At 65.7% G+C, this 13,885-nt stretch carries 10 protein-coding genes and 1 pseudogene; 10 read left to right on the forward strand and 1 reads right to left on the reverse strand.

Features of this window, described 5'->3' with window-relative positions; all coding sequences use genetic code 11:
- The first annotated feature begins 48 nt into the window (after window positions 1–48).
- The 9 genes from QU481_RS06520 to QU481_RS06560 all read left to right on the forward strand — a co-directional run bounded on the left by QU481_RS06520 (window position 49) and on the right by QU481_RS06560 (window position 12,540).
- Window positions 49–1,071: a 2Fe-2S iron-sulfur cluster-binding protein gene (locus tag QU481_RS06520; RefSeq protein WP_289829123.1), complete on the forward strand. Its 1,023-nt coding sequence runs from the start codon at window positions 49–51 to the stop codon at window positions 1,069–1,071.
- Window positions 1,072–1,387: 316 nt separating this feature from the next.
- Window positions 1,388–5,098 carry a nitrate reductase subunit alpha gene (locus QU481_RS06525; RefSeq protein WP_289829124.1) on the forward strand — a complete coding sequence of 1,237 codons (3,711 nt, stop codon included), beginning with the start codon at window positions 1,388–1,390 and terminating at the stop codon, window positions 5,096–5,098.
- Window positions 5,095–6,642, forward strand: a complete 1,548-nt coding sequence (gene narH / locus QU481_RS06530; protein WP_289829125.1) for a nitrate reductase subunit beta — start codon at window positions 5,095–5,097, stop codon at window positions 6,640–6,642. The genes QU481_RS06525 and narH overlap by 4 nt, the downstream gene beginning before the upstream one ends.
- 11 nt (window positions 6,643–6,653) lie before the next feature.
- A complete protein-coding gene (gene narJ / locus QU481_RS06535) occupies window positions 6,654–7,292 on the forward strand; it encodes a nitrate reductase molybdenum cofactor assembly chaperone (RefSeq protein WP_289829126.1) in 639 nt (212 codons plus the stop codon).
- A 49-nt stretch (window positions 7,293–7,341) separates the two neighbouring features.
- Window positions 7,342–8,028 (forward strand): respiratory nitrate reductase subunit gamma, encoded by a 687-nt coding sequence (narI, locus tag QU481_RS06540; RefSeq protein ID WP_289829127.1) that lies wholly within the window; start codon window positions 7,342–7,344, stop codon window positions 8,026–8,028.
- Window positions 8,029–8,213: 185 nt separating this feature from the next.
- Entirely contained in the window at window positions 8,214–8,435 is a 222-nt protein-coding gene (locus tag QU481_RS06545; RefSeq protein WP_289829128.1) for a DUF3079 domain-containing protein, read from the forward strand.
- A 318-nt stretch (window positions 8,436–8,753) separates the two neighbouring features.
- A complete protein-coding gene (gene moaA / locus QU481_RS06550) occupies window positions 8,754–9,728 on the forward strand; it encodes a GTP 3',8-cyclase MoaA (protein ID WP_289829129.1) in 975 nt (324 codons plus the stop codon).
- A gap of 83 nt (window positions 9,729–9,811) precedes the next feature.
- Window positions 9,812–11,749 carry a type IV pili methyl-accepting chemotaxis transducer N-terminal domain-containing protein gene (locus tag QU481_RS06555; protein WP_289829130.1) on the forward strand — a complete coding sequence of 646 codons (1,938 nt, stop codon included), beginning with the start codon at window positions 9,812–9,814 and terminating at the stop codon, window positions 11,747–11,749.
- 140 nt (window positions 11,750–11,889) lie between these two features.
- Window positions 11,890–12,540, forward strand: a complete 651-nt coding sequence (locus tag QU481_RS06560) for a response regulator (protein WP_289829190.1) — start codon at window positions 11,890–11,892, stop codon at window positions 12,538–12,540.
- A gap of 88 nt (window positions 12,541–12,628) precedes the next feature.
- On the opposite strand, the pseudogene QU481_RS06565 reads toward QU481_RS06560, so the two are convergent.
- A pseudogene (locus QU481_RS06565) lies at window positions 12,629–12,807 on the reverse strand (IS3 family transposase); the annotation flags it as partial.
- Window positions 12,808–12,844: 37 nt separating this feature from the next.
- Here QU481_RS06565 and QU481_RS06570 point away from each other — a divergent pair.
- A complete protein-coding gene (locus QU481_RS06570) occupies window positions 12,845–13,765 on the forward strand; it encodes a LysR family transcriptional regulator (protein ID WP_289829131.1) in 921 nt (306 codons plus the stop codon).
- Window positions 13,766–13,885 lie beyond the last annotated feature (120 nt).

Raw genomic sequence — 13,885 nt, forward strand, 5'->3', positions numbered from 1 at the left:
CTATTCGGCCCGCCCTGCCCGGCGGGCCTTTTCATTTTCGAGGTCCCTATGGTCGAACTTGCCACCCTCTGCCCGCACCCGATGCCGGTTCGGGCCATCCGCCGGGAGACCCCGGACGTCTGGACGCTGGAGCTGTCTCCCCCGCCCGATTACCGCTACCTGCCCGGCCAGTACGCGCTGGTCGGCATCGACGGCGGCCGCGCGCTGCGCGCCTACACGCTGTCGTCCTCGCCGGCGCTCAACGACTTCCTGAGCATCACCGTGCGCCGTCTGTCCGGCGGGCTCGGCTCCGGCTGGCTGACCGGCGAAGTGCAGGTCGGCGACACACTGTGGCTGTCCACGGCGCAAGGCAATTTCACCCCCGAGCACGCGCCGGACAGCGACTACCTGTTCCTCGCCGGCGGCTGCGGCGTCACCCCGGTGATGGCGATCACCCGCTGGCTGCTGGCGCACCGTCCCGACGCCACGCTGGTGGTGCTCTACCACGCGCAGACGCCGGCCGACCTGATCTTCGCCGCCGAATGGACCCGGCTGGAACAGCGCTATCCGAAGCGGCTGCGCCTCCACCGGCTGGTGGACCGCGCCCCCGACGCTGCCTGCCGCCAGGCGCCGCTGAGCCGCGAACTGTTGGCCGAGCTGGTGCCGGACATCGCGCGGCGCACCGTGATGTGCTGCGGCCCAGCCGGCTACATGGCGCTGGCCGCCGAACTGGCCGAAAGCCTGGGCGTGCCGGCCGAGCGCTTCCACCACGAGGCGTTCCAGGCCGCCGCGGTGGCAGCGCTCGACGAGGCTGCCGACGACGGCGTGCGTCACCGCGTGCTGCTGCAGCCATGGGGCGACGAGGCCGAGGTCGCCCACGGTGGCAACCTGCTCGCCGCGCTAGAGGCGCAGCAGATCCCGGTGACGGCGGCCTGCCGCAGCGGGCAGTGCGGCAGCTGCAAGGTCAAGGTGCTGGAGGGCGACTTCGAGCTGGGCGAGCAGAGCGCGCTGTCCGAGGCGGAGCTGGCCGATGGCTATGCGCTGGCCTGCTGCTGCTCGGTGCACGGCGACCTGGTGATCGAGGGGGCGTGAGCGACCGGCCGCGGGGGGGGGGGGGGGGGGGGGGGGGGGGGCCGGGCGCGCGCCCACAGCGCGCCCCCCCGCCACACCGCCCCCCCGCCGCGGGGGCCGGGCGACGTGGTGCTCGGGGGGGGGTGTGCCCCCGGCCGGGGGTCGGCCACCCTGGGCCGCCGCGCGCCTACTACCAAAGTACTAGCCGACCTAGTCCCATCGCGCCGCCCTGGCTCGTCTTCCGGCGAATTTTGCCAGCCCACCGCGCGGCGTAGCCTTGGCTACATGACAATAGGTCCACCGTGGCATGCCCGGCGGACCACCGTTTGGAGGCAAGATGAGCCACTTTCTGGACCGCCTGAACTTCCTCAGCAATGTGAAGAGCACCTTCGCCGACGGCCATGGCGCTGTCGTCAACGAAGACCGCCGCTGGGAAAACAGCTACAGGCAGCGCTGGCAACACGACAAGATCGTCCGTTCCACTCACGGGGTGAACTGCACCGGCTCCTGTAGCTGGAAGGTGTATGTGAAGAACGGCCTGATCACCTGGGAAACCCAGCAGACCGACTACCCGCGCACCCGTCCCGACCTGCCCAACCACGAGCCGCGCGGCTGCCCGCGCGGCGCCTCATACAGCTGGTACGTGTATTCGGCGCAGCGGGTCAAATACCCGATGCTGCGTGGCCGCCTGGCCCGGCTGTGGCGCGAGGCGCGCCAGACGCTCGGCCCGATCGAGGCCTGGGAAAAGATCAGCCAGAACCCCGACACCGCCAAGGAATACAAGCAGCAGCGCGGCCTGGGCGGCTTTGTGCGCTCCACCTGGGAAGAAAGCAACGAGATCATCGCCGCCGCCAACGCCTACACGGTGAAGCGCTTCGGCCCGGACCGGGTGATCGGCTTCTCGCCGATCCCGGCGATGTCGATGGTGTCGTACGCGGCCGGCAGCCGCTACCTGAGCCTGCTCGGCGGCGTGCCGCTGTCATTCTACGACTGGTACTGCGACCTGCCGCCGGCCAGCCCGCAGGTCTGGGGCGAACAGACCGACGTGGCCGAATCGGCCGACTGGTACAACTCCACCTACCTGATGGTGTGGGGTTCCAACGTACCGATGACCCGCACCCCGGATGCCCACTTCTACACCGAGGTGCGCTACAAGGGCACCAAGACGGTGGCGGTGTCGAGCGACTTCGGCGAGATGGCCAAGTTCGGCGACATCTGGCTCGCGCCCAAGCAGGGCACCGACGCCGCGCTGGCGATGGCGATGGGCCACGTGATCCTGAAGGAATTCCACCTCAACAACCCGTCCGCCTATTTCACCGACTACTGCCGCCAGTACACCGACATGCCGATGCTGGTGACGCTGAAGCCGCAGGGCGACACCCTGGTGCCGGACTACTTCCTGCGCGCCAGCCACCTGTCGGCCAACCTCGGCGAAACCAACAACCCGGACTGGAAGACCCTGGTGATCGACGAGGCCAGCGGCGAGATCGTCGCACCGAACGGCTCGATCGGTTTCCGCTGGGGCCAGCCCGACGGCCAGACCGGCAAATGGAACCTGGAAGAGAAAGACGCCGCCAGCGGCCATGAGGTCAAGGCGCGACTCAGCCTGATCGAGCAGCGCGACGACGTGGTCGGCGTCGGCTTCCCCTACTTCGGCAGCGAACATGAAGAGCTGTTGACCCGCAACGTGCCGGCCAAGCGCATCACCCTGGCCGACGGCAGTGAAGCCTGGGTCGCTACCGTGTTCGACCTGCTCGTCGCCAACTACGGCATCGACCGAGGCCTCGGTGGCGGCAATGTCGCCGCCGACTATCTGGACGACGTGCCCTACACCCCGGCCTGGCAGCAGAAGCACACCGGCGTGAAGCCGGAGATGGTGATCCAGGTGGCGCGCGAGTTCGCGCAGAACGCCGACCAGACCCGCGGCAAGTCGATGGTGATCGTCGGCGCGGCGCTGAACCACTGGTACCACATGGACATGACCTACCGCGGCATCATCAATATGCTGATGATGACCGGCTGCATCGGTCAGAGCGGTGGCGGCTGGTGTCACTACGTGGGCCAGGAAAAGCTGCGTCCGCAGACCGGCTGGGCGCCGCTGGCGTTCGCCGCCGACTGGGTGCGCCCATCGCGCCAGATGAACGGCACCTCGTTCTTCTACGCCCATACCAGCCAGTGGCGCCACGAGAAGCTCGGCGTCGACGAGATCCTCGCCCCCACCGCCGACGGCGACATGGGCAAGCTCGCGCTGATCGACTACAACGCCAAGGCCGAACGGATGGGCTGGCTGCCATCGGCGCCGCAGCTGTCGGCCAACCCGCTCGACGTCACCGACGCGGCCGCTGCCGCAGGGCAGGACCCGGTCGCCTACGCGGTCGAGCGCCTCAAGGCCGGCAGTCTCGACATGGCCTGCAACGACCCGGACAACCCGCAGAACTTCCCACGGAACATGTTCGTGTGGCGCTCGAATATTCTCGGCAGTTCCGGCAAGGGCCACGAGTACTTCCTGAAGTACCTGCTCGGCACCCAGAACGCGGTGATGAACACCGAGGACGACTGCATCAAGCCGTCCGAGATCACCGTGCGCCCAGCCGCCGAGGGCAAGCTCGACCTCTTGGTGGTGCTGGACTTCCGCATGTCGACCACCTGTCTCTACGCCGACATCGTGCTGCCGACCGCCACCTGGTACGAGAAGGACGACCTCAACACTTCGGACATGCACCCGTTCATCCACCCGTTGTCCGAAGCGGTGCAGCCGCTATGGCAGAGCCGCACCGACTGGGAGATCTACAAGGGCATCGCCAAGAAGTTCTCGGAGCTGGCCGGCGACTACCTCGGCACCCGCCGCGACCTGGTGCTGACCCCGCTGATGCACGATACCCCGCAGGAGCTCGGCCAGGCCTTCGACCCGAAAGACTGGAAGAAGGGCGAATGCGAGCCGATTCCGGGCAAGACCATGCCGGCAATGACGGTGGTGGAGCGCGACTACGGCGCGCTGTATGACAAGTTCACCGCAATCGGCCCGCTGCTCGAGAAGGTCGGCAACGGCGGCAAGGGCATCGCCTGGCAAACCGGCCACGAGGTCGACACGCTGCGCGGCCTGAACAAGACCGTCGCCCACGGCGTGGCCCAGGGCCAGCCGAAGCTCGACACCGCGATCGACGCGGCCGAGATGATACTGACGCTGGCGCCGGAAACCAACGGCCACGTGGCGGTGAAGGCCTGGGACGCGCTGTCCAGGATCACCGGCCGCGACCACACCCATCTGGCCAAGCCACGCGAGCATGACAGCATCCGCTTCCGCGATGTGCAGGCGCAGCCGCGCAAGATCATCTCGTCACCGACCTGGTCGGGGCTGGAATCGGAAGAGGTCAGCTACAACGCCGGTTACACCAATGTGCACGAGTACATCCCGTGGCGCACCCTGACCGGCCGCCAGCAGTTCTACCAGGATCACCAGTGGATGCGCGCCTTCGGCGAAGGCCTGTGCGTGTACAAGCCGGCGGTCGACCTGAAGACCACCGCGGCGGTGCTCGGCGCCAAGCCCAACGGCAACAAGGAAGTGGTGCTTAACTTCATCACCCCGCACCAGAAATGGGGCATCCATAGCACCTATTCGGACAACCTGCGCCTGTTGACGCTATCGCGTGGCGGCCCGCACGTGTGGTTGTCGGAGATCGACGCCAAGAAGGCCGGCATCGAGGACAACGACTGGATCGAGGCCTTCAACGTCAACGGCACGCTGACCGCCCGCGCGGTGGTGTCGCAGCGGGTGCCGGAAGGCATGACGCTGATGTACCACGCCCAGGAAAAGATCGTGAACGTGCCTGGCGCCGAAATGAGCGGCAAGCGCGGCGGCATCCACAACTCGGTGACCCGCGCGGTGACCAAGCCCACCCACATGATCGGCGGCTACGCGCAGCTGGCCTGGGGCTTCAACTACTACGGCACCGTCGGCGCCAACCGCGACGAATTCGTGATCGTGCGCAAGATGAACAAGGTGGACTGGCTGGAACAGCCGGCGTCGAACCAAGGAGCAAAGCAATGAAGATCCGTGCGCAAATCGGCATGGTGCTGAATCTCGACAAGTGCATCGGCTGCCATACCTGTTCGGTCACCTGCAAGAACGTCTGGACCAGCCGCGACGGCGTCGAATACGCCTGGTTCAACAACGTCGAGACCAAGCCCGGCATCGGCTTCCCGAAGGACTGGGAAAACCAGGACAAGTGGCAGGGCGGATGGGTGCGCAAGCCCGACGGCAAGCTCGAACCGCGCCAGGGCGGCAAGCTCAAGATCCTGGCCAACATCTTCGCCAACCCCAATCTGCCGGCGATCGACGACTACTACGAGCCGTTCACCTACGACTACGAGCGACTGCAGAACGCGCCCGAGGTGGCGACCCCACCCACCGCGCGGCCGGTGTCGGTGCTGACCGGCCAGAAGATGGACAAGATCGAGTGGGGCCCGAACTGGGAGGACGACCTGGGCGGCGAGTTCGCCAAGCGCGCCAAAGATGCGCTGTTCGAAGGCATCCAAAAGGAGATGTACTCGGCGTTCGAGAACACCTTCATGATGTATCTGCCGCGTCTGTGCGAACACTGCCTGAACCCGGCCTGCGTGGCGTCCTGCCCATCCGGCTCGATCTACAAGCGCGAAGACGACGGCATCGTGCTGATCGACCAGGACAAGTGCCGCGGCTGGCGGATGTGCGTGTCCGGCTGTCCGTACAAGAAGATCTATTACAACTGGCAGAGCGGCAAGGCCGAGAAGTGCATCTTCTGCTACCCGCGCATCGAAGCCGGCCAGCCGACCGTGTGCTCGGAAACCTGCGTGGGCCGCATCCGCTATCTGGGCGTGCTGCTGTACGACGCCGACAAGATCGCCGAGGCCGCCGCAGTGGAAGACGAGCAGAGCCTGTATGAGGCACAGCTGGGCTGCTTCCTCGACCCGAACTCGGCAGACGTGATCGCCGAAGCGCGTCGCCAGGGCATTCCGGAATCGTGGCTGACCGCCGCGAAGGCGTCGCCGGTGTACAAGATGGCGATGGAGTGGAAGGTGGCGTTCCCGCTGCACCCGGAATACCGCACCCTGCCGATGGTCTGGTACATCCCGCCGCTGTCGCCGATCCAGTCGGCGCTGGAAAACGGCCTGATCGGCGAGAACGGCATCATCCCCGACGTGAAGGACCTGCGCATCCCGATCCGCTACCTCGCCAACCTACTCACCGCCGGCCGCGAAGAACCGATCGTCAAGGCGCTGGAAACCATGGTGGCGATGCGCCGCTACATGCGCAGCAAGAGCGTAGCGGGCGTCGTCGATCCGGCCACGCTGGCCAGCACCCACCTGTCCGCCGCCGAGGTGGAACGGATGTATCAGGTGATGGCGATCGCCAACTACGAGGACCGCTTCGTGGTGCCGTCGAGCCACAAGGAAATGGTCGAGGAGGCCTTCGAGGACAAGGCCGGTTGCGGCTTCTCGTTCGGCAACGGCTGCTCGGGCGGCGTATCCGAGGGCAGCCTGTTCGGCAAGAAGCAGGCGCCGATCGTGTTCCACGACCTGCGTCGCGACCGCGCCGCCAACCGCCGCCAGTAAAGGAGCGCCCGATGAGATCGAGTTACAAGGCCCTGTCCGCGCTGCTCTGCTACCCCGAAGCCGAGCTGATCGCCGCGCTGCCGGAGCTGCGCGCCGCCCTGGTCGAATGGCCGTCGCTGGCGGCCCGGGTGGCGCCGCTGATCGACCACCTGGTCGCGCACGACCTGATCGCGCTGCAGGAAGGCTATGTCGCCACCTTCGACCGCACCCCGGCGCACGCGCTGCACCTGTTCGAGCACATCCACGGCGAGGACCGCGACCGAGGCCAGGCGATGGTCGACCTGATCGAGGAATTCCGCCGCCACGGCCTGGAGCCGGTGGCCAACGAGCTGCCCGACTACCTGCCACTGTTCCTGGAGTTCCTGGCGGCGATCGAGCCGGACGAGGCGGCGCGGCTGCTCAGCGACGCGGTACACGTGATCGGCCATGTCGGCGGCCGGCTGGCTGCCGCCGGCTCGCCCTACGCCGGCGTGTTCGCGGCGCTCGAGGCGCTGTCGCCGGTGCCGGCCGAACCGCTGACTGCACCGCCGGTGCGCGACATGGACGAGGCGCTAGAGACCTTCGGCCCGGGCGTGGACGGCGTCGAGCCGCTGCTGCGCCGCCCGAGCGTCGCGCCGGTCAATTTCTACCCCAGCCGGCCGCAGGCCTGAGCCGGCACTGGCCGCCCGGCCCCGCGCCGGGCGGCGGAGGACCACAGAGATGAATACCCTGCATCAATTCGTATTCGGGATCTACCCGTACATCGCGCTGGCGATCTTCCTGTTCGGCAGCCTGGCGCGCTTCGAGCGCGAGCAGTACGGCTGGAAATCCGATTCCAGCCAGCTCTTGCACCGCGGCAACCTGCGCACCGCCAACATCCTGTTCCACGTCGGCGTGCTCGGGGTGTTCTTCGGCCACCTGGTCGGCCTGCTCACCCCGGTGGCGGTGTGGGACGCGCTCGGCGTCTCCCACAGCTTCAAGCAGATGCTGGCGATGGTCGCCGGCGGCCTCTTCGGCGGCATCGGCTTGATCGGCCTCGTGATGCTGATCGCGCGCCGCTTCGGCAACGCCCGGCTGGCGGCCAACTCGAGCTGGCGCGACAAGCTGCTGCTGATCTGGCTCCTGATCACGCTGGCGCTCGGCCTGTCGACCATCCTCGTGTCGGCCCACCACACCGATGGCCACCAGATGATCAAGCTAATGACCTGGGCGCAGCACATCGTCACCCTCCGGGGCGATGCGGCCGGCTACATCGCCAATGCGGCGCCGATCTTCAAGGCGCACATCTTCATGGGCATGACCTTCTTCCTGATCTTCCCGTTCACCCGGATGGTGCACGTGTGGAGCGGCTTCGCCTCGGTCGGCTACGTCGGCCGCACCTGGCAGCTGGTGCGGGCGCGCCGCTGAGCCGGTGAATGGGTAGACAGGTGGATGGATAGAGGAGAAAGGGATAAACGGCATTTGGCTGGTTGCCATTTTGCACCAGGACTCACCCAGACCCCGTTCGGTCAACGTTGGATAGGCCGAACGGAGCCTGGGGGTTCGGGCAATGCCGTCAAAGCAGCAGTTCAACCTTACGTTATCTCGACACCATGAAAAAGTTTCCCATCCTTCCCAGCCACCCCGAGCGAATCTGTTGGGGCTGCGATCAGTACTGTGCCGCCAATGCCCTGCGCTGCGGCAATGGCTCGGAGCGCACCCCGCACCCAGCCGAGCTATTCGGAGACGACTGGTTCGACTGGCAGAACGGGGGGCCGGCCGACACAACACCGGGCCAACCCACGACCGGGGCCGATACGGGGCAAGACGACTAAGAACCGCTCCCTCTTGGCGTTATTGTGCTGCCTTGCCGTACTACTTGTATTGCCTGCGGCAGCACGCCTAGCCAAGGCCAGCTACGCCGGGTTTTAGCTTCGCAGCAACTTCGTTGTGTGAGCGACTCTTACCCCCTGACCTACCGACACAGCGCGTCAGTATGCCCCCTCTTCACCCGCGGCGACGGCTACGCGCCAGACTGGCTCTCACCGCCATCTAGTACTTTCGACCTATCCCCTCTGCTACCTCTGCCCGACTGTGCGTTGGCGGCACTCGCGCTACCATCGTCGCTGACCCAAAATCCCCGGAGGATCAGCATGCTGCAGGACCGCTTTGGCCGAACCATCGACTATCTGCGCCTGTCGGTGACCGATCGCTGCGACCTGCGTTGCAGCTATTGCCTGCCCAAGGGTTTCAAGGGCTTCGAGGAGCCGACCAACTGGCTGAGCTTCGACGAGATCGAGCGGCTGATCAGCGCCTTCGTGCACCTGGGCGTGCGGCGGGTGCGACTGACCGGCGGCGAGCCGCTGCTGCGGCGCGGCCTGCCCGAACTGTGCGCGCGGCTGACCGCGCTCGACCCGGCGCTTGACCTGTCACTGACCACCAACGGCACCCAGCTGGAGCGCCATGCCGAGGCGCTGGCGGCCGCCGGGGTGCGCCGGCTCAACGTCAGCCTCGACTCGCTGCGCCGCGACTGCCTGCGCGCGATTACCGGCAGTGACAGCCTGCCGAAGATCATGGCCGGGCTGCGCGCCGCCAAGGCGGCCGGCTTCGCGCCGATCAAGCTGAATATGGTGCCGCTCGCCGGCGTCAATGACGGCGACATCGAGTCGATGGTGGCATTCTGTATCGAGCAGGGCTTCGTGCTGCGGCTGATCGAGGCGATGCCAATGGGCGCCACCGGACAGGCAGCCCGGCCGCTGCCACTGGCGCCGGTGCTGGCCAGGCTGGCCGAACGCTTCGCGCTCAGCCCGCTGACGGTACCGCTGGGTGGTGGGCCGGCCAGCTACTGGGGCAGCGCCGACGGCCGTTTCACCCTGGGGCTGATCACGCCGATCTCGCAGCACTTCTGCGCCAGCTGCAACCGGGTGCGGGTAGCGGTGGACGGCACCCTACATCTCTGTCTCGGTGACGAGGCCAGCGTGCCGCTCAGGCCGCTATTGCGCGCCGGCGTCGGCGAGGCCGAGTTGGCCGAACGGCTGCGCGCGGCGATCGAGCTCAAGCCCGAGCGTCACCATTTCAACGAGGCGCCACAGCGGGTGATACGCTTCATGTCGATGACCGGGGGCTGAGCGATGCGTCACGACCTCCTGTGGGGGTATGATCCGACACAACGCCGTTTCATCCCGATGGTCTGTCCACTCGAGAACTGAATATGTCTGGATACCGCTGGGCCGTCCCGGACGGCCCCCTGGGCTTGAAACTGTCGACCAAGATCGTCGGGGCCCTACTCGGCTTTCTGCTGCTGGCACTACTGGCGATCGGCTCGACGCTGCTGCTGTCCTGGCAACTGGAAGGCACCGGCGCCGCGATCAACGACGCCGGCAGCCTGCGCATGCGTACAACCCAGGTCGCGCTGGATTTGACCCACCACGTCGACGGCCAGTTGCAAGCGGCAACGGTGCAGACCGATCTGCGCAACTACGACACCATCCTGGCGCGCTTGCGCCACGGCGACCCGGCCCGGCCACTGTCGCTGCCGGAGCAGCGCCAGGTGTATGCCGCGCTGTCGGCCGTCGAACAGGGCTGGCAGTTGCGCTTGAAGCCACAGGCCGATGCGCTGCTGGTAGCCCCCTCTTCTGAGCAGCCGCTACTCCTGTCGCGCTACCAGGTCGACGCATCCGCCTTCCTGCCCACCATCGACCATTTCGTACAGCTGCTCGAAGAAAACAACGCCCACAAGACCGAATACCTGCGCATCTGCCAGGTGCTGCTGGCCACGATGGCGATCCTTGGCACTGTGGCGCTGATCTACCTGATGGTGCTGATCGTGCTGCGGCCGCTTGACCACATCCACCAAGCGATCCGCCGCCTCGCCGCCGGCGACTACAGTGCCACCGTGCCGGTGGAGACCAACGACGAGTTCGGCCAGGTCGGCGCCGGCTTCAACCAGATGGCCAAAAGGTTGGCCGAAGTGCACGCCACGCTGGAGGAGCGGGTGCAGGAAAAGACCGCCTCGCTCGAACAGAAGAACCGCGAACTGGCGCTGCTGCTGGAGATCGCCACCTTCCTCAACCAAGCGCAGACGCTTGAGGAGCTGTGCCGCGGCTTCCTGACCCGGGTGGTCGACAACCTCGGTGCGGCTGGCGGCGCGGTGCGGCTGCTCGACGGCGAGCACGAGCTGGTCTACCTGGTGGCCGACGCCGGCCTGCCCGAGACGCTCCTGGGCGGCGAGCAGTGCCTGAGCTACGGCGACTGCTTCTGCAGCCTGAACCCCGAATCGCTGCACGGCAGGCAGATGACGCTGCCGGACGACTCGGCGCTGCCGTGCAAGTGGGAGGGTTTCAAGGTGGTGTCGTCGTTCCCGATCGCGCTGCAGCAGCGCTCCATCGGCCTGTTCAACCTGCATTTTCGCGAAGCCACCGTGTTCACCCCACAGAAGACCCGGCTGATGGAAACGCTCGGCCAGCACTTGGCCAGCGCCATCGAGAACCAGCGGCTGGTAGACAAGGAGCGCGAGCTGGCCATCCTGGAAGAACGCAACCTGATGGCGCAGGGCCTGCACGACAGCATCGCCCAGGGCCTGTCGTTCCTGAACCTACAGGTGCAGGTGCTCGAGCAGGCGGTCGCCGCCGACGACGGCCTGCTGCGCGACGATACCATCGCCCTGTTGCGCACCGGGGTGCAGGAGAGCTACGACGATGTGCGCGAGTTGCTCAACAACTTCCGCTCGCGGCTGTCGGCGCGGCTGCCGCAGGCGGTGGAAACGGTGCTCGACAAGTTCCGCCGCCAGACCGGACTGAAGGTCGAACTGCAGAGCGAGGGGCTAAGCCGGCCGCTCTTGCCCGAGCAACAGTTGCAGCTCTTGTTCATCCTACAGGAGGCGCTGTCGAACGTGCGCAAGCACGCCCAGGCAAGCCAGGTGCTGGTGCGGTTGGACGACAGCGGCGAGGCGCTGACGCTGACTATAATGGACGACGGCATCGGCTTCGATGCCGAGCGGATGTGCGAGCGCGACGACACCCACTACGGCCTGGCGATCATGGCCGAGCGCGCCACGCGCGCCGGGGTGACGATGCGCATCGACAGCGAGCCGGGCGAAGGCTGTTGCATCCGCTTGTCCATTGCACGCGCGCAGCGTCAGGCGGCTTAGCCCCCTGCTTCATGACCGCGCCGAACGGTTCGGCCAACCTGGTGGCCCGTCGGCAAGAGCCCGAGCCCATCGTCCGAGTCACTACCGCGACGGTGCCGCCGAACAAGGAATACATACTGCGAATGAGCGAGCAACCCACCATGAGCGAAATCGTCAACGTGCTGCTGGTCGACGACCACACCCTGTTCCGCAGCGGCATCAAGGCACTACTGGCGCGTCAGCAGGCGATCCAGGTGATTGGCGAGGCCGCCGACGGCGCCGAGGGCGTCAAACTCGCCGCCCAGCTCAAACCCGACGTGGTACTGCTCGACCTGAACATGCCGGGCATCTCCGGCGTCGAGGCACTGACCCTGATGCTACAGGACAAGCCTTCTCTCGCGGTCGTGATGTTGACGGTATCTGAAGATGCCGACGACCTGGGAGCAGCGCTGCGAGCCGGGGCCTGCGGCTACCTGAACAAAAACATCGATGCCGATTTCTTGACCCAGTCCATTCTAAAGGCCGCCCATGGCGAATCGGTAATCAGTGAAGGCATGACCGCCAAGTTAGTCGCTCAACTGCGCAGTCCCGCCCCCCAGCCTGCCAGCGTTGACACTTTTGACAAGTTGACAGGGCGCGAGCAGGAAATACTGCAATTGGTCGCACGTGGCATGAGCAACAAGGAGATCGGCCGAGAATTGGACTTGGCCGAGAGCACGGTGAAAATCCATGTGCAGAACATTCTTCGTAAGCTTGGCTGCAGCAGCCGGGTGCAGGCAGCCGTACTGACCGTTGAGAAAAAGTTTGGCTAAAACACGACCATGCTCTGCCAGTTTGACTGATCTGTTTCGATAATTCTGAATCGTGAAGCTCGGTGGTCTGTCTACCGCTGCCAGGATAGTCCACCTGCCGCTGTAGTTGGTGGGGGGCAATCACGGTCGGACGCCCCTTGTAATGACCTGGGTGCCGCCGCTAGCCCGTCTGCAAGCGCAGACCTTCCTGCTTCATCCGTCGCGCCACGCCTTGTTTACCACATGTCTCCCCTGTGCCTTCAGCTCGTCATGCATCCTGCGATAGCCGCCCTACTATGAACAACAAGTTCACTAATATTGGACAATGCGCTACCGACTCGACGATATCGAAGCCTTCCTGCTGGTGATGGAGACTGGAAGCTTTACGGCAGCCGCCTTACGCCTCGACCTCTCCAAGTCGGCTATCAGCAAACGGATCAATGACCTGGAACAGGCGCTAGGTACTCAGCTGCTACACCGATCCACCCGAGGAGTGGTCGCCACCGACCGTGGGCAAGTTTTCTATCAGAAGGCACGGGAGCTGGTACTGCAGCTCGACGATGCGGCCACGGCGACGATCGAGGAGGAGGGAAATCTGTGTGGCCAGGTTCGTATCGCCGCGCCGATGACCTTTGGTCGGAAATACCTGGGGCCGATGCTGTTCGAGCTGATGCAGCAGCACCCCAACCTGGACTTGATCATCGACCTCGATGACCGCATGGTGGATGTGGACGGGGGCGGCTATGATTTGGCGATCCGGATTACCCAGCCGCTCAAGGACATGTCGCTGATCGCGCGCAAACTGGCCGTCAGTCGCCGCATCGTCTGCTGTAGCCCGGACTATGCGATGCGCCATGGCTTGCCCAAGTCACTCGACGACTTGGCGGCCCATCGCTGCATCGGCTACGCCTACGTCCATTCCGGGCAACTGTGGCAATTCGAGCCGGCCGGGCAGGATAGCCGCATACGAACGGCAGTGGTGAAGTCGACCTTGGTATTCAACAACGGCGAAGTGATGTGCGATGCCGCCATCGCCGGCCTTGGCATCTGCTTGCTTCCGCTGTTCATCGCCGCCGAGGCGCTGCGCGACGGGCGCCTAATCGAGGCGCTGCCCGACACCCCCATTCCTGACACCATCTACGCGCTCTACCCCAGCCGCCGGTTCCAGAGCCACAAGGTCCGTGCCGTGCTCGACTACCTGCGCAACCAATTTTCCCGGCCGTTACCTTGGGAAATCATGCCTTAGAACCGCTAACAAAACTCAGCGAAGCGGCCTTGGCTAGGCGTGCGGCCGCAGACAGTACAAGTAGTACGGGCAAGGCCGCATAACAACGCCAAGGGGTTTTTGTTAGCAGCGCTTAGTCAC

Source organism: Crenobacter oryzisoli (assembly GCF_030385785.1).
Taxonomy (GTDB): domain Bacteria; phylum Pseudomonadota; class Gammaproteobacteria; order Burkholderiales; family Chromobacteriaceae; genus Crenobacter_A; species Crenobacter_A oryzisoli.